The organism is bacterium (assembly GCA_035691305.1).
In the GTDB taxonomy this organism is placed as follows: Bacteria; Sysuimicrobiota; Sysuimicrobiia; order Sysuimicrobiales; family Segetimicrobiaceae; genus DASSJF01.
On sequence record DASSJF010000010.1, the window covers coordinates 13,811 to 30,682 of the forward strand.

Sequence of the window (16,872 nt, forward strand, 5' to 3'; positions counted from 1 at the left end):
GTGTCCGGCCTGCCTCCGGCGCCCGCCCGTCTGCGGGCCGGTACGTCGGGCTTCGGGTTCAAAGAGTGGAAGGGCGGATTCTATCCCGCGGATCTGCCGGCCGAGCGCTTCTTGTCGTTCTACGCGACGCGGCTGCCGACCGTCGAGATCAACGCCTCGTTCTACCGGATGCCGGCCGCGGAGACGTTCGAAGCGTGGAAAAGCCAGACGCCGGAGTCGTTCCGCTTTACGATCAAGGCCCACCGCAGCATCACCCACATGAAGCGCCTCCGCGACGTCGACGACAACGTCCGCTGGCTCTACGAGCGCGTGAGCCTTCTCGGGCCGCGCCTCGGCCCGGTCTTGTTCCAGTTTCCGCCGACCTTCAAGCGCGATCTGCCGCTCTTGCAGCAGTTCCTCGCCGGCCTGCCGCCGCTTCCGTACGTCGCGCTCGAGTTCCGGCACGTGTCGTGGCGCGACGACGCGGTGTACGAGACGCTGCGGACGTACCGGGCGGCGCTGTGCATCGCCGAGGACGACGACTCGACCGACCCCGTCGTGCACACCGCGTCCTGGGGCTACTACCGGCTCCACCGGTTGCGGTATGCCGACGAGCAGCTGGCCGCGTGGGCGGATCATCTCGCCGGCGCGCCCGATCTCCGGCCCGTCTTTTGCTACTTCACACACGACACCGGCCCCGAGGCGGTCACGTACGCTGAGCGCCTGATGACCCTCGTGGCCGCCCGCGGATGACCCTCGAGACGTATCGCCGGAAACGGCGCTTCGACCGGACACCGGAGCCGAGCGGCGAGGAACGCACCGCGCGGCGGACCGGGGCCGCCCGCGGCGAGCGCCGGCCGCGCTTCGTCGTTCAGGAGCACCACGCGACTCGGCTGCACTGGGACCTGCGGCTCGAAATGGCCGGTGTGCTGCGCTCGTGGGCGGTGCCGAAGGGGCCGTCCCTCGACCCGGCGGACAAGCGGCTCGCGGTCCTCGTCGAGGATCATCCAATCGAGTACGGCGATTTCGAGGGCGTCATTCCGCCCGGCAACTACGGCGCGGGGACCGTCCTGCTGTGGGATCGAGGCGCCTACTCGTGCCGCGAAGGCGATGCCGTCGCCGCGTTCGAGGCCGGCAAGATGACGCTCGACATGGACGGCGAGCGGCTGCGCGGCGAATTCCATTTCGTCCGCACGAAGCGCAACGACGGCAAGGACTGGCTGCTTTTCAAGGGCCGGGACCGATACGCGGAGCCCGGGTTCGTCCCCGCGGGCCGGCCCTCCGTCGCAAGCGGCCGGACGATCGAGGAGATCGCCGGCGACCGCGGGGCGCGCTGGACCTCCGGGCCTCCGGAATCGCGGGCGCGCGGCCGCGCCCCGAAGAGGCGCGCCGCGGGGAAGGGGCGCGCCAAACTCGGCACCGATCCCCTGCCGAAGCCGTTCACGCCGATGCTGGCGGAGGCGGCGAAGAGGCCGTTCGACCGGCGGGGCTGGCTGTTCGAGGTCAAGTGGGACGGCGTGCGGGCGCTCGCGTTTCTCCGCCGCGAGGGGGCCGCCCAGGAAATCGTGCTCTACGGCCGCAACCTCCGCCGGCTCAACGCGCAGTTTCCCGAGATCGTGGACGCGCTCGCGGACCTCGACGTGCACAGCGCGATCCTCGACGGCGAGATCTTCGCGCCCGACGACGCGGGCCGGCCGAGCTTTCACCGGCTGCAGCAGCGGCTGCACCTCGACGCCGCCTCGGGAGAGCGCCCGGAGGCGGGCGACGTCCACGTGGCGTACGCGGTGTTCGACTGCCTCTACCTCGACGGACGCGACCTCCGCGACCGCCCGTTTTCGGAGCGCCGCGCCGCGCTGGACGGGCTCACGCTGCCCGCCGGTCTCATCAAGGCCGACGCGATCGAGGAGCGAGGGGAGGCGCTGTTCGAGGCCGCGGCGCAGCACGGCTTCGAAGGTGTCGTGGCCAAGAAGGCCGCGAGCCCGTACCGGCCCGGCCTGCGCAGCGCGGACTGGATCAAGGTGAAGATCCGCCGCACCCTGGAGGCCGTCGTCGGCGGGCTGACCCCGGGACGCGGCGGCCGAGCGACGTCGTTCGGTGCGCTCGTGCTGGGACAGTTTGACGAGTCGGGACAGCTCGTGCACATCGGGCAGGCCGGCGGCGGCTTCAGCGAAGCCGATCTCGACCGGTTTCGCCGGCGGCTCGCGCCCCTCGAGACGAAGGTGTCTCCGTTCGCGGCGCGCCCGCAGATCCCGGGCCGGGTCACGTGGGTGCGCCCCGAGGTCGTCGTCGAGGTCGAGTACGGCGAGTGGACGCCCGACCGGATGCTGCGGTTCCCCGTCTTTCTGCGCGTCCGGGACGACATCGCGGCGAAGGACGTGCGCCTCGCACGCCCGGGCGCGCGGGACGAGGCGAACGGCGGTTCCCCGCCGCGCGACATCGTGACGGCGCCGCGCAGCGCCGCGCGCCGGGCCGCGGCCGAAACCCCGCGCGGGGATCGGCCCGGTGCGGCGGCCGCCGGTCTGCCGCCGCAGATCGCGTTCACGAATCTCGACAAGGTGTTCTTCCCCGAGAAGGGCTACACGAAGGGCGACGTCATCGAGTACTACCGGCGCATCGCCCCGTACATCATCCCACACCTCCGAGACCGGCCGCTCACGCTGCGCCGGTGGCCCAACGGCATTCACGGCGATGATTTCTTCCAGAAGGACACGCCGGACGTACCGCCGTTCGTGCGGACGGAGCGCATCTGGTCCGATCAGGGCGATCGTGACATCCGGATGATCGTGGGCGCGGACGAACTGCTCCTGCGTTGGCTCGCGCAGATGGGCTGCATCGAGATGCACGCGTGGTTCTCGCGCGTCGCGCCGATGCGCCGCGAAGAGGGTTCGCGCGGCGCCGCGCGCGCCGCGGCGAAGTTTGCCGGGGCCGAGGCGGCGATTGAATCGAGCGTGCTCAACTATCCCGACGTCGTGGTGTTCGACGTCGACCCGTTCATTTTTCCGAAGGGCCAGAAACCCGTGGTCCGCCACGGCGAAAAGGATCCGGATTACAGCCAGACGGGCTTCGCCGGGGCGCGGCAGGCCGGGCTGTGGGTGCGCGACGCGCTGGACGGCCTCGGGCTGCGGTCGTTCGTCAAGACCTCCGGTAAGACGGGGCTGCACGTTTTCGTGCCTATCCGGCGCCGCTACAAGTACGCGCAAACCCATGCCTTCGCGAAGACCCTGGCCGAATGGCTGACGGCGCGGCATCCGGATCAACTGACCACCGCGTGGGCCGTGGAGCAGCGGGTCGGCAAAGTCTTCCTTGATTACAATCAGAACGTGCGCGGCAAGACGATCGCAAGCGTCTACAGCCTGCGGCCGATCCCCGAAGCGGCGGTCAGCGTGCCGGTGACGTGGGAGGAGCTCGAGGCGGGGTTCGACCCGCTGCGGTGGACGATCGAGACGGTGTTCGACCGCCTGGCCCGGGTCGGCGATTTGTGGGTGCACCTGCTCGACGACGCGCAGGATCTCAGCCTCGGCGGCGGTGCGCGCGGCTAACGCGACGCGGGAACGAGCGCGTGCGCGCGGCCGGCAAAAGCGCTATAGTGGAAGAATCCCGGAACTAGCTGGAGGCGTAGTCGATGGCAGATCGGGCGGAGTTCGTGTGGTTCGACGGCAAGGTCGTGCCTTGGGCGGACGCGAAGGTCCATGTCTCGACGGCGACGGTGCTCCGCGGCGCCAACATCTTCGAAGGGGTCCGCGCGTACTGGAACAGCGACGAGCGTGAACTCTACATCTTCCGGAACGCCGACCACATGGCGCGGCTGTGGAACTCCGCGAAGATCATGCGCATGCCGATTCCGTGGTCGGCGGACGAGCTGACCCGGGCCGAGATCGACACGATCCGCGCGAACAAATTCCAGGGGACGGTGTGGTTCCGCCTGACCCTGTACGTCGGCGAGGAGGAGCACAGCAGCTCCGCCGACGCGGGCAAGGAACCGACCGGCGGCTTCATCGTCCCTCGGCTGGCGCCGCACTCCAAGGCCGTCACGGACGGTTGCGATTCATGCATCAGCACCTGGACGCGCATCTCGGACAACGCGGTGCCGCCGCGCGTAAAGTCCGGAGCGAATTACCACAACTCGCGCTTTGCGTGGACCGAGGCGCGACTGAACGGCTTCAACGGCTCGCCGATCATGCTGAACGAGCGCGCCAAGGTCTCGGAGGGACCGGGTTCGTGCTTCATGATGATCCGCGGCGGCCGGCTCGTCACGCCGCCCATCACCGCGAACATCCTGGAGTCGATCACGCGCACGACGGTGATGGAGCTCGCGCGCGACGTGCTGCGGATCCCGGTGGAGGAGCGCGAAATCGACCGGACCGAGCTGTACATCGCGGACGAGGCGTTCTTCTGCGGCAGCGGCGCCGAGGTCACGCCGGTGAACACGATCGACCACTACGCGATCGGGTCGGGCCGGCCGGGGCCGCTGACCCGCAAGCTTCAGGAAGTCTACTTCTCGGTCGCGGAGGGCCGCGTGCCGGAGTACCGGCACTGGCTCACGCCGGTGTATAAAGCGGTGGCCGCCCGGGCTTAGCCCGCGGCGCGATCGCGAGGATCGAGCGCGAGGGACCGGCGCTCACCTTCACGGCGTTGGGGATCAACTGCCGCCGGCGGCCACCCGTTCCTGGGCCGAAGACGGCGCCGCATGCGGCTCTTCCACTTCCCGGATCACGTGCGGATACGGCGTCCACTCCGCGACGAACTCGGCGCCGAAGAGGAAGCAGCAGGAGAGCGCGTACACCCAGATGATCAGCACCATGATCGCTTCGACCTGATGGTACAGGGTCGAATAGTCCGACATCGCCGTGAGGTACCAGCCGAGCCCGATCGCGATGATGTGCCAGAGGACCGCCCCGACGAGCGCGCCGAGCCACGCGTCGCGCCACCGGACGCGCACGTTCGGCAGCATGCGGTAGCCGACCCAGAACACGACGAACTGGGCCACCGCGGTGGTGATCGACAGTCCGCTCAGGGGCCCGCTGCGCGGCAGGCGCGGATGGCCCAGCAGGGCGCCGATCTCGCTGACCCGCAGGAAGCGCATCGTATTGAAGATGAGCAGCAGCATCCCGAGAAACACGAGCAGCGACGTCGCCATCATCACGATGCCGAGCAGGAATTGGAAGTGAAAGCGCCGCCCGGGCACTTCCCAGACTCGGTTGAGGGCCACCTGCACCGCGCTGAAGACGCCGGCCGCCGCCGCGATCAGCGCGATCCCCCCGAGCCATCCGAGCCGCGCGTGCTGCGTGTACGCGCTGCGAATCGTCTGCAGCAGGATGTCGGTGTCGGTGAGTCCCCCGAACAGCCGGCCCATCCCTTTGCTGACGTTTGCGTCGGGCACGTTGAAGATGAACTGAAGGGTTACGAGCAGCAGGATGGCCAGCGGCAGCATTGAGAAGATGGCGTAATAACTGATCGCCGCGGCTGGGAAAAAGTCCCCGTGCCGGACGAACCGCCGCGCCGCGCGCAGGCAGGTCCGGCCGGCGCGCGCAACGGCGCCGCCCGAGGGACGCTCGCCGTCTCTCAGCCCGGTGGGTATGCGGATCGCTCTGGCCATACGTGATCTTTTTCCCCGCCGAACCGTCCGGAGGTGCGTGTGATGGCTAAGCGTTCACGGCCGGCCTCGTGGTTCCTCGTTCCGCTGGCCGTCCTCGTGCTGAGCCTCGGCGGCGGCGCTTCGGCGGCCGCCCCCGCCGCGCCGGCCGGTATCCTCATGTTTCACTCCGATCCGGCGCGCACCGGCTGGGATCCGGGCGAGCGCGCGCTCACGCCGGAAGCCGTGCGGTCGCGGTCGCCGCGCCGGCTGTGGAGCGAACCGGTCGACGGCGATGTCTACGCGTCGCCGCTGGTCGTTCCCGGGGTGACGGTCCGCGGGCAGCCGCGCACGGTCGTCTACGTCGCGACCGAGCGCGACGCGGTCTACGCCTTCGACGCCGAGAGCGGGACGCGGCTCTGGGGTCCCGTGTCGCTCGGCACGCCCGTGCCGCGGTCCAGCCTGCCCTGCGGCAACATCGACCCGGTGGGGATCACCGGCACGCCCGTCGTCGACCGCGCGTCGGGCACTTTGTTTGCCGTCGCGCAGACGACGCCCGACGGCGGCCGCACGCGCTCGTATCGGATCGCGGCGCTCGGCCTCGACACCGGCGCGGTGCGCCGGGGCTGGCCGGTTACGATCGACCCGCCGGCGTCGGGCGGCCTTAAGTTCGACGTCCGGCCGCAGCAGCAGCGCGGAGCGCTTTTGCTCCTGCACGGTGTCATCTATATACCCTTCGGCGGCTACTGGGGCGACTGCGGGGACTACCACGGTTGGGTGGTCGCGGTGCCGGTCGCTGCACCGGGCAGACAAGAATCCTACGCGACGCCAACCGGGCGCATGGGCGGCATCTGGGCGACGGGCGGCATCTCCGCGGACGCGGACGGCCGGCTGTACGCCGGCACCGGCAACAGCGATTCCGGAGGCCGGGTCGACTACGGCGAGGCCGTGGTGCGGCTCGAGACCTCGCCGTCGCTCCGCTTCTCGGGCTCCGCGCGCGACTTCTTCATACCGAGCAACTACGTGCCGCTCAACGGCACCGACACCGACCTCGGGTCGGCGACGCCGATGGTGCTGCCCGACCAGCCGGGCACCGCGACCCCGCACCTCGTGGTGGCCGCGGGCAAGCAGGGTGTGGTCTATCTCGTCAACCGGGACAACATGGGCGGGGTCGCGAAGGGCGACGGCGTGAGCGGCGAGGGCGTGTACAGCCGGTGCGTGTTTGGGGACTGCCGCGGCCCGGGCGGGCGCATCTTCTCGGCGGGCGCGTACTGGGACGGCGGAGCCGCGGGCCGGTTCATCTACCTGCCCGGAACGGGCGGCGGGTCGCAGCCTGAACCGTGTCGCGGCACCGGTGGAATCGTGGCGCTGCGGCTCGACGTGTCGGCGCAGTCCCACGCGTCGGTACTCGACGTCGCGTGGTGCAGCCCGGGGATGCGTGACGCCGGCGCCCCGGCGGTTACGGGATCGGGCGCCAACGGGATCGTGTGGGTGGTCGACACCGCCGCCGGCTCCCTGCATGCTCTCGACGCCCGCACCGGCGCGCCGCTGTACGCCTCGTCGAACGGAGACGGTCCCGGCCCGACGCATCGGTTCATCACGCCGGCCGTCTATGGCGGCCGCGTCTACATCGGCGCGGCGCACGCGGTGGTGGCCTACGGGCTCAAATAAGCGGCGGTTGAGACCGCGGCCGGGACGTTACGCGCCGGGTCGCCGCCCCCAAGCCGTCATGACCGTGAATCCTTGCGCGACGAACTCCTGTGAATCGACCAAGGCAAGATATCCATCGATGTCCGCGTCCGTTGCGCGGCCGGTGCCGACGATGTCCGTGCGGATTTGGTCCACGGAGAGCGCCTTCCACCGCGCGGGTGCGGTGCGGGCGTAGATCAAGGGGGCGCGCCCTTCGGTCCGGACACGCTCGAGGCCGAGCGCGCAGAAATACCCGTACAATTGCCGACCGCAGTACGCATGGCCTCGGGCGGTCAGGACCGCGTCCTTTGCGCGTTCCACCCTGGCGAAAAGCTCCCGGCTGGCAGGGTTGGTTGGAGATAGGAGCGTCACGGACGCGCTGTCGGTATCCTCGCACACCAGCCAGCCGCCCGGCTTGAGCGAGGACAGCATCCGCCGCAGCGCCGTCTCACGCTGCTGAATGTGCTCCAGCACCAGTCGCGACAGCACGAGGTCGAATCTCATCTCCGGCAGCTCATCGGTGACGATGTCGTGCCGGCGGATGTCGAGATTGGGCATCGTCACGGCGTCGAGGAAGCGAGTGTCGAGGTCCGTGGCCGTCACATGCCCTGTCGAGCCGGCGCGCTGACACAGCCATGTCGTGACGGAGCCGCCGCCGGCGCCGACCTCCAAGCACCGCCAGCCTTCCGCGACCCCGAGCGCCTCGAGATGTCGAATCGTCCCCGGATCGAGGAGCTGCTCAAGGCCGTCCAGCCGCTGCCGCGCGTGAATCCATACATTGTCGAACGCGTATTGCCGGCGCGCGGCCTGCTCTCTCATGTCGCCGCCGGCACCGCCATGATCGCGGCGCGCTGGATGTCCTCGTAGCGGACTTTCGAGATGTCGAACTCCTCGATGTTGGCGGCGAGCTTCTTGAACGTTTGATCGAAGCCCGGCAGCGTCTTGCGCGCGCGCGTGAGCGGCGTCGTGCGCGCAAGGACGAAATTCTTGACGTAGGGGTGGCGCAGGCCCCGCTTCTTGAGGCGCTCGACGACGCCGGCGAGCGCCTCGTCGGCCCGCATGACCAGCGCCGCGCGCTCTTCGCGCTGCGGCAGCGTCTTCGGGAAGTTCCCCTTGAGAAACCCGTCGACGCGCCGCAGGATCGGCGCGAACGCACCGCCGGCGAACCGCTTGTTCTTCTCGTAGAGCAGCCCGAGCGTGATATAGTAGGCGGCCTCGAACTGGAATTCGTAGGCTTCCTCGCCCTTCGACGGCTCGTGCTCGACGAGCCCGCGGTACATCCGGATCACTTCGAGCGACTTGTCCTTCAGATTGTGCGCCTTCTCCGTGTTCAGCGCGAGGATCTGGAAGGCTACGTCGGCCTCGGGCACGACGATCGCCGGGATCATCTCCGCCTTCAGCTTGCGCATGACTTCCCGCCGGTGGTTGCCGTTCGGCGTCCAGTACGTGCCCGGCTCCGGCGACATCACGACGATCGGATCCACGGCGCGGTCCAGCTTTTTGACGACGGCCTGAAGGCGCTTCACGTGCGTCGGCGAGAGGTCGCGCTGGTAGGGCGTTGCCTCCACCTTGTCGGTCGGCAGCAGGCAGAAGATCTGCCAATGCTCGCCGATCGGCTCGCGGTAGGCCGCCAGGACGCGGCCGCCGTCGCGCTCGATCTGCTCAGCCAGCGCCTGCACTTTGGCCGGCGCCGCCCCCTCGGGATGCGTTGTCCAGTCCGGCATCGGGTCTCCCTTCAGCGGCGTCCGGCGGTCACCGGAAGTTGGCCGCCAGCAGGCGCTCCACGATCACCACGTCCAGCCAGACGCCGTCGAGTTTGGCATGCTTCTCGTACCGTCCGACCTCCCGAAATCCCACCGATTTCAGGAGGCCCAGGCTCGCCGTGTTCTGCGGAAACACGCGCGACACCAGCTTCCAGAACCCCGCGCGCTCCGCGTCGGCGATCAACGCCGCCATGACCACTCGCCCGGCCCCGCGCCCGCGCGCCTCGCGCGCGACGTACACCGAGAACTCCGCGATGCCGGCGTAGCAGTCGCGCGGCCGGTACGTCGAGGTCGAGGCGAACGCGAGCACCCGGCCGCCGTCCTCCGCGACGACGATCGGGTGTCTGCCGTCGAACCAGGCCCGCACGTCCTCGGCGCTTCGCGGACGGGTCTCGAAGGTCGCGACCCTGTCCTCGATACCTTCATTATAAATACGCGCGATCGCCTCGGCGTCGGCCGGGGTCCCGGTGCGGGTCCGCAGCATGTTCTAAAAGTAGTTGGACGTAATGCCGCCGTCTACCACCATGACGGCGCCGTTCACCCAGGCCGCTTCGTCCGACGCCAGGTAGAGCGCCATGTTCACGATGTCCTCGGGTCGGCCGAACCGACCGGCCGGGATCCGGTCGAGCCGCTTCTTCTTCTCGGCCGGGTTGGTGAGCAGCCACGACATCAGCAGCGGTGTTTCGATCGGTCCGGGCGCGATCGCGTTGGTCCGCACGTGCTTCGGACCGAACTGCACGGCCAGCGATTTGGTCAGCGCGATTACGCCGCCCTTGCTGGCGGTGTAGGCGTCCTGGGGTACCGTGCAGCCGACCAGCGCGACGAACGACGCGACGTTGATGATCGAGCCGCCGCCGCTCCGCAGCATTTCCGGGATTCCATGCTTGCAGCAGAGGTAGATGCCCTTCAGGTTGACCGCCATGACGCGATCCCAGACCTGTTCGGGTACGTCCACCACGGAGCCGTCGTCCGCCGGGAAGATGCCCGCGTTGTTGTAGAGGACGTCGAGCCGGCCGAAGGCCTCTCTCCCCCGGAGGACCAGCGTCTGGACGTCGCGCTCGCGCGAGACATCCGCCGCGACGAAGACGGCCTTGCCGCCGCCGCGCTCGACTTCGGCGGCCGCCTCTTTTCCCGCGTCCTGCGAGACATCGGCGAGGACGACGCGGGCGCCTTCGCGCGCGAAGACCTGCGCGGCCAGGCGACCCATGCCGCTCCCGGCGCCCGTGATCAGCGCGACCTTGCCTTCCAGCCGCATCAGATTCGCTCCCCCATCAGGTGCGCTCGAAGTTGCGGGCGAGTTCCCAGGTGGTCACGGCGCGGTCGTAGGCATCCTGCTCCAGGTGCGCGGTGTGCAGGTAGTGGTCGATGACCCGGTGGCCGAACGCCTCGCGCGCGATCTCGCTGCGCTCGAGCGCGGCCGTCGCGTCGCGCAGCGTGCGCGGGATCCCGGGCAGGTCCGCCGCACGGTATGCGTCGCCCTCGAACATCGCCGGCGGCTCCAGACGGCGCTCGATGCCCCAGAGGCCGGCGGCGAGCGTCGCCGCGAACATCAGGTACGGATTGGCGTCGGCGCCGGGGATGCGGTTCTCGACGCGCAGGCCGTTCCCGTGGCCGACCACGCGGAAGCCGCACGTCCGGTTGTCGTGGCTCCAGACCGCCGCGACCGGCGCGAACGTCCCGGCGAGAAACCGCTTGTACGAGTTGATGTAGGGCGCGTAGAAGTACGCGAGCTCCCGCGCGCCGGCCAGCAGTCCGGCGAGAAAGTGGCGGAACAGCGCCGACATCCCGAGCGGCGCGGCGCCGTCTTCCCAAAAGAGATTGCGGACCCCGTCGGGGTCCCACAGACTGGCGTGCAGGTGGCAGGACGACCCGGCGAGGTCGGCCCGCCACTTGGCCATGAAGGTGACCGCGAGGTCGTTGAGCGCCGCGATCTCCTTCGTGCCGTGTTTGAAGATCGTGTGGCGGTCGGCCATCTCGACCGGCCGCGCGTAGCGGAGGTTCAGCTCGTGCTGCCCGGGGCCCCACTCGCCTTTGCTGAACTCGATCGGCACGCCCGCGGCGTCGAGGCCGTTGCGGATCTGGCGGACGAACCACTCTTCGTTCGTGCCCTGCTGGATGTGGTAGTCTTCGATGTAGCGGCCGTACGGCTCCAGATTGACGAACTGCTTGCGCTGCGCGCTCGCGTACGACTCGCGGAAGATGTAGAACTCGAGCTCGGACGCGACCATCGCGAGGTACCCTTGGGCCCGCGCGCGTTCGACCTGGCGGCGCAGGATCTGCCGCGGCGACTCCTCCACGGGGTCCCCGGTCTCATGGGCGAGATCGCACAAGACGAGCGCGGTGCGCTCGAGCCACGGAATCCGCCGCAGCGTGCCGAAGTCGGGCCGCATGTGCAGGTCGTGGTATCCGCTCTCCCAGCTCGTCAAGCGGTAGCCGGGCAGCGGCTCCATCTCGACGTCCACGCCGAGCAGGTAGCTGCAGGCGTGGGCGCCGCTCTCCGCGACCTGGTCGAGGAAGAACCGGCCCGTCACGCGCTTGCCCATCAGGCGCCCCTGCATGTCGACCATCGCCGCGATCACCGTGTCGATCTCGCCGGAGGCGACGAGCGATCGCAGCTCGTCGAGCGTGAAAAGGCCGCGAACGGCGTCGGTCATGGGAGCCTCCTCTTCAGCGCGGGGGGCACGAACCCTTTACGACGGGCACGTTTCACGGCCGCGTGAAGATGGAAGCGGCGGACGCGCCTTGAACTAGGGGCGCGTGGAGACGGCGGCGTCCCTTCAGATCCTCGACGCGATCGGCAACACGCCGCTCGTCGAGCTGCGTCACGTCGTGTCCCCCGGGGCGGCGCGTGTCGTCGCGAAGGTCGAGTCGGCCAACCCGACCGGCAGCATGAAGGACCGGATGGCGCGCGCGGTCGTCGAGCGCGCCGCGGCCGACGGACGCCTGTCCCGCGGCGGCACGGTGATCGAGTACACCGCCGGGACGACCGGGATCTCGATCGCCTTCGTCTGCGCGGCGCTCGGCTACAAGACGCACTTCGTGTTCTCGGACGCGTTCAGCGACGAGAAGAGGTACACGATGCTCGCGTACGGCGCCGAGATCACCGACGTGCCGAGCGACCACGGCAGGATCAACGCGCAGTTGATCAAGACGATGATCGCGAGGGCCGCGGAGCTCAGCCGCCGGCCCGGCCATTGGTGGGCGGATCAGCTCAACAACGCCGACGGCGAGACGGGCTATCACGCGCTCGGCGACGAGTTGTGGATACAGACGGGCGGCCGTCTGGACGCGTTCGTGCACGCCGTCAGCACCGCGCATTCGATTCACGGCACGGCGCGGGCGCTTCGCCGGCACAACCGCGACGTGATGGTCGTCGCCGTCGAGCCCGCGGAATCGGCCGTGCTGTCCGGGAAACCGTCCGGGTCGCACAAGATCGAGGGCATCGGCATCGGGTTCATTCCGCCGCTCTGGAAGCCGACCGAGGTGGACGAGGTCCTGACCGTGAGCACGGACGACGCGGAGGCGATGGCGCGCCGTCTCGCGCGCGAGGAGGCGATCTTCGCCGGCCCGTCCACCGGGGCGAACGTCGCCGCGGCGCTGCGGGTCGCCGAGCGGCTCGGACCGGGGAGGACGGTCGCGACGATCATCGTGGACTCGGGCCTCCGGTACCTGAGCACGGCCGTCTTTCGCCCGGAGGCCCGCGCGCGGTGACGCGCGCCGCGCCGCGGAGGGACGCCGTCCAGGTCAACGGGCGCACGCTGGCGTGGCCGGCGCGCCCGTCGGTCGTCGTCTGTTTCGACGGCTGCGATCCGTCGTACATCGACGCCGCGCGGGCCGCGAAGATGATCCCGGCGATCGACCGGATGGCGCGGGAGGGGTTCGCCGCGATCGCAACGTCGGCGATGCCGTCGTTCACCAACCCGAACAACGTGTCCATCGTCTGCGGCGCGCCGCCGGCGGTGCACGGCGTCGCCGGCAACTACTACCTCGATCGGGACACCGGACGCGAGGTCATGATGACCGACGCGACGCCGCTGCGGGCGCCGACGATCCTGGCGCGCTTCTCGGAGGCCGGGGCGGTCGTGGTCGCCATCACCGCCAAAGACAAGCTGCGCAAGGCGCTCGGCAAGGATCTCCGCGGCATCGCGTTCTCCGCCGAGCGCGCCGCCTCCACGAGCGAAGCGGAGCACGGGATCACCGGGGTGGTGGAACTCGTCGGCCGGCCCGAGCCCGACCCGTACAGCGCCGACCTGTCGTTGTTCGTCCTGGACGCCGGAATCGCGCTGCTGCGGGCGCGGCGGCCGGACCTGATGTACCTGTCGCTCTCGGATTTTGTGCAGCACAAGTACGCGCCGGGCACCCCGGAGGCGAATGCGTTCATGCGCGACGTCGACGCGCGGCTCGCCGGCCTTGTCGCGCTCGGCGCGACGGTCGGCGTCGCGGCGGATCACGGCATGACGGACATGGCGCTGCCGGACGGCCGGCCCAATGTCCTCTACCTCGGCGATAGCCTGGACGCGGCCTTCGGCGAAAACGCGACGCGCGTGATCTGCCCGATCACGGATCCGTTCGTGCGGCACCACGGCGCGCTCGGCGGGTTTGTGCGGGTGCACCTGATGCGGCCGGGCTTGGACCGCGACGCGGTGCTGCGGCACGCGCGGTCGCTGCCGGGGGTGGAGCTCGCGCTCGTTCGTGAAGAGGCGGCCGCCCGGTTCGAACTGCCGTTCGACCGCGAGGGAGACGTCACGGTCATCGGCGCGCGCGGCCGCGCGATCGGGGCGCGGGCGGCCGACCACGATCTCTCGCAGCTCGCCGGCGCGCGGCTGCGATCCCACGGCAGCCTCCACGAGCAGCCGGTGCCGTTCCTTGTGTCGCGGCGCCTGGCGGCCGAATACGCGGCCCGGCCGGCGGCGGCGCTCCGCAATTTCGACATCTTCGAGTACGTCCTGAACGGCGCGCACTGATGTTCGGCTCTCCCGGAATTTTCGCGGTCCGTTAACCCCCTTGTTACGCTCCGATCACGCCGCGCCGCAGGTAGGGCGCGGCGCCGTGGTGAAATGCACGCCCGTCGGAGCGCGACGGCGTCGCAGTTTGTCCCCACCGGAGGTGTAGCATGGCCGTCACCAAGCCTTCCCCCGCCACCGATGCCACCGCCCAACTCACGAGGGAACACGTCCTGATCCCGTGGGAGGCTCAGGGCGGCCCCGGACCGCTCGCGATCGACCAGGCGAAGGGCTGCTGGCTCTACACCGCGGACGGCGGGCGCATCCTGGACTTCTGCTCGGGATTGATCAATGTGAACGCCGGCCACAGCCATCCAAAAATCGTCGCCGGCATCCAGCGGCAGGCCGAGCGGCTCACGTTCGTCAATCCCAGCTTCTCGACAGAGCCGCGCGCACGCCTCGCCGAGAAGCTCTCCAAGATCTCGCCCGGCCGCGCCTTCCCGAAGGTGTTCTTCACGAACGGCGGCGCCGACGCGAACGAGAACGCGGTCAAGATGGCGCGGCTGTACACCGGCCGGCAGAAAGTGTTCGTGTCCTATCGCGGCTATCACGGCGCGACGTACGGCGCGATCACGCTGAGCGGCGACCCGCGCCGCTGGCCGGTCGAACCGGGCATTCCCGGCGTCACCCGGTTCCTTACGCCGTATCCGTACCGCAGCCCCTTTTCGGTGCCGCCGGAGCGCGAGACCGAGGCGGCGCTCGAGCACCTCGAGACCGTCCTGATGTACGAGGGGCCGAACAGCGTCGCCGCGATCCTGATCGAGGCGATGATCGGCGGCAGCGGTCTCGTGATCTATCCCGACGGGTACCTCACGGGTGTCCGCGAGATCTGCGACCGCCACGGGATCGCGTTGATTTTCGACGAGGTGATGACCGGCTTCGGCCGCACCGGCGAATGGTTCGTATGCGATCACTGGAACGCGCGGCCGGACATGCTCGTGTTTGCCAAGGGCGTCACGTCCGGCTACGTCCCGCTCGGCGGCGTGCTCGTCAACGAGAAGATTTCGCGCCACTTCGACGACAAGGTGCTGTGGGCCGGTCTGACCTACTCCGGCCATCCGCTCGCCTGCGCCGCCGGCCTCGCCAATCTCGAAGTGTTCGAGGAGGAGCGCCTCGTGGAGCGGGCGCGCCGGATGGGCGACCTGCTCGGTGCGAAGCTGCGGAAGATGGCGGAGCGCCACCCCAAGGTCGGCGACGTGCGCGGTCTCGGTCTGTTCTGGGGGATCGAGCTCGTGAAAGATCGGACGACGAAGGAGCCGCTCGAGCCGTTCCAGGGGCGCGGCGCCGGCCCGAGCCCGATGAAGTCGCTCGTCGGCGCTGCGCGCAAGCGGGGTGTCTACATCATGGGCCGCTACAACGTGTTCCTCGCTGCGCCGCCGCTGGTCGTCACCGAGGACGAGATCGAGACCGGCGTGCAGGCGATCGACGGTGCACTGACGGAAATCGGCGCGTAAGGGGGTGCCCGCGGCGGCGGACCGAACGACACCGGGAGATGGCAGCGGACCAGAAGAGCAGGGCACTCGAGACGAAGGGGGGCGCGACGTAATGAGTGTCTTGAAGCGCGGAGTGATCACCGGTTTCGCCGTCCTGGCGGTGGCCGGGCTTCTCTTGGTGCCGATCAAGATGAGCTGGAGCGCGGCGAGCCCGATCGTGATCGGCGAAGTGGGACCGCTCTCGCCGCCCGGCGGCTACGAAGACGGTAAGCTGATGCTGGACGCGGCGCAGATGGCCATCGACGAGATCAACGCCAAGGGCGGCGTTCTCGGCCGGCCGATCAAGCTCGTCGAAGCCGACACCCGCGGTAAGCCCGAAGAGGGCACGGCGGGCGCCGAGCGGCTGACCGCGCAGGAGCACGCGGTCGGCATCTTCGGCGAATTCCACAGCGGCGTCTTCCTGGCCGAGATGGAAGTCGTGCACAAGACCGGCACGCCGATTATCGCGGTCGACGTCTGGGCCAACAAGATCACGGCGAAGGGCTATCCAGAGGTCTTCCGGGTCGCGCCGTGCCAGGCCATCATCGCGAACCGCTACGGCGACTGGCTCGCGGCCGCCGGGTTCAAGAACATCCTCGTGATGTACGAGAAGACGGACGGCGGCGAGGGCCACCGGGACGTACTCGTCGAGAACCTCAGGAAACACGGCATCCGCTACGACGTCGTCGGCGTGGACCTGAACCAGACCGAGTTCACCGCTGAGCTGCAGCGCGTGCTCGCCCATGCCCCGCGCTACGATTTCATTGCGGCGGCGTACAGCGAGGCCGGGCTCTACCCGCTGGTCAGCCAGGCGAAGAGCCTTGGACTCGCCCCCACCGCTCAGACCGGCCTGTACGATTCCGGCGGCCCGGCGACCACCGAGGCGTTCTGGAAGAACGTGGGCGAGGCGGGCATCGGCATCGTGACCGAGAACCCCGGTCTGCCGAAGGCCAAGTGGAACGCCAAGACCAAAGCGTTCGTGGCGGCGTTCCAGGCGCGTTTCAAGTCTGCGACTACGCCGCAGTCGATGGAGTCCTATGACGCGGCGTACATCATGGTCGACGCGATCAAGCGCGCGGGCAGCACCGATTCCAAGGCCATCATCCACGCGCTCGAGACGTCGAAGTGGAGCGGCACGCGCGGCGTCTACGCGTTCTCGACCAGCCACAGCCCGGACTGGGCGTATCACCAGTACGTGGACGCGCCGCTTTACCTGCTCCAGTACGACAAGGTCGGACAGAAGCCTGAGGACGCGCCGGTGATCTGGCCGCGCAACCTCGCGACCGTGGCGTACACGTACCAGAAGCCGAAGTAGCCCGCACGCGGCGGAATAACCGGACCGTTCGGGGGAAGGCCGTCACGATGTACCGGGACGCGCCTTCCCCCGTTTTCTG

14 protein-coding genes are annotated in these 16,872 nt (G+C 69.3%); 8 read left to right on the forward strand and 6 right to left on the reverse strand.

Annotated elements, in window-relative coordinates:
- The 3 genes from VFL28_01915 (at position 1) to VFL28_01925 (ending at position 4,555) form a co-directional block, all read left to right on the forward strand.
- Entirely contained in the window at positions 1 to 732 is a 732-nt protein-coding gene (locus VFL28_01915) for a DUF72 domain-containing protein (GenBank protein HET7263396.1), read from the forward strand.
- On the forward strand, positions 729 to 3,518 hold the full coding sequence (gene ligD / locus VFL28_01920; protein HET7263397.1) for a non-homologous end-joining DNA ligase: 2,790 nt from the start codon (positions 729 to 731) through the stop codon (positions 3,516 to 3,518). Before VFL28_01915 ends, ligD begins: the two co-directional genes overlap by 4 nt.
- A gap of 83 nt (positions 3,519 to 3,601) precedes the next feature.
- Complete coding sequence (locus tag VFL28_01925) at positions 3,602 to 4,555, forward strand: branched-chain amino acid transaminase (protein HET7263398.1); 954 nt, start codon at positions 3,602 to 3,604, stop codon at positions 4,553 to 4,555.
- A 63-nt stretch (positions 4,556 to 4,618) separates the two neighbouring features.
- Here VFL28_01925 and VFL28_01930 read toward each other — a convergent pair whose 3' ends face one another.
- Positions 4,619 to 5,575, reverse strand: coding sequence for a YihY/virulence factor BrkB family protein (locus VFL28_01930; protein HET7263399.1), 957 nt, complete (start codon positions 5,573 to 5,575; stop codon positions 4,619 to 4,621).
- Positions 5,576 to 5,617: 42 nt separating this feature from the next.
- Between VFL28_01930 and VFL28_01935 the strand changes: the two genes are divergently transcribed.
- Entirely contained in the window at positions 5,618 to 7,222 is a 1,605-nt protein-coding gene (locus VFL28_01935; protein HET7263400.1) for a PQQ-binding-like beta-propeller repeat protein, read from the forward strand.
- 27 nt (positions 7,223 to 7,249) lie between these two features.
- Here the strand turns inward: VFL28_01935 and VFL28_01940 are convergent, their stop codons facing one another.
- Genes VFL28_01940 through VFL28_01960 form a run of 5 tightly spaced genes read right to left on the reverse strand, consistent with a single transcriptional unit; the run spans position 7,250 to position 11,657 of the window.
- Positions 7,250 to 8,059, reverse strand: coding sequence for a methyltransferase domain-containing protein (locus tag VFL28_01940; protein HET7263401.1), 810 nt, complete (start codon positions 8,057 to 8,059; stop codon positions 7,250 to 7,252).
- Positions 8,056 to 8,964, reverse strand: coding sequence for a chromosome partitioning protein ParB (locus tag VFL28_01945; GenBank protein ID HET7263402.1), 909 nt, complete (start codon positions 8,962 to 8,964; stop codon positions 8,056 to 8,058). Before VFL28_01945 ends, VFL28_01940 begins: the two co-directional genes overlap by 4 nt.
- Before the next feature lie 28 nt (positions 8,965 to 8,992).
- Complete coding sequence (locus tag VFL28_01950) at positions 8,993 to 9,487, reverse strand: arsinothricin resistance N-acetyltransferase ArsN1 family A (protein HET7263403.1); 495 nt, start codon at positions 9,485 to 9,487, stop codon at positions 8,993 to 8,995.
- Positions 9,488 to 9,490: 3 nt separating this feature from the next.
- On the reverse strand, positions 9,491 to 10,258 hold the full coding sequence (locus VFL28_01955; protein HET7263404.1) for a glucose 1-dehydrogenase: 768 nt from the start codon (positions 10,256 to 10,258) through the stop codon (positions 9,491 to 9,493).
- A gap of 16 nt (positions 10,259 to 10,274) precedes the next feature.
- A complete protein-coding gene (locus VFL28_01960; protein HET7263405.1) occupies positions 10,275 to 11,657 on the reverse strand; it encodes a glutamine synthetase family protein in 1,383 nt (460 codons plus the stop codon).
- A gap of 103 nt (positions 11,658 to 11,760) precedes the next feature.
- On the opposite strand from VFL28_01960, the gene VFL28_01965 reads away from it, so the two are divergent.
- The 4 genes from VFL28_01965 (at position 11,761) to VFL28_01980 (ending at position 16,793) form a co-directional block, all read left to right on the forward strand.
- Positions 11,761 to 12,714 carry a cysteine synthase family protein gene (locus VFL28_01965; GenBank protein HET7263406.1) on the forward strand — a complete coding sequence of 318 codons (954 nt, stop codon included), beginning with the start codon at positions 11,761 to 11,763 and terminating at the stop codon, positions 12,712 to 12,714.
- On the forward strand, positions 12,711 to 13,967 hold the full coding sequence (gene phnA, locus VFL28_01970) for a phosphonoacetate hydrolase (protein ID HET7263407.1): 1,257 nt from the start codon (positions 12,711 to 12,713) through the stop codon (positions 13,965 to 13,967). The genes VFL28_01965 and phnA overlap by 4 nt, the downstream gene beginning before the upstream one ends.
- 149 nt (positions 13,968 to 14,116) lie before the next feature.
- On the forward strand, positions 14,117 to 15,460 hold the full coding sequence (locus VFL28_01975) for an aminotransferase class III-fold pyridoxal phosphate-dependent enzyme (protein ID HET7263408.1): 1,344 nt from the start codon (positions 14,117 to 14,119) through the stop codon (positions 15,458 to 15,460).
- A gap of 91 nt (positions 15,461 to 15,551) precedes the next feature.
- Positions 15,552 to 16,793 (forward strand): ABC transporter substrate-binding protein, encoded by a 1,242-nt coding sequence (locus tag VFL28_01980; GenBank protein HET7263409.1) that lies wholly within the window; start codon positions 15,552 to 15,554, stop codon positions 16,791 to 16,793.
- Positions 16,794 to 16,872 lie beyond the last annotated feature (79 nt).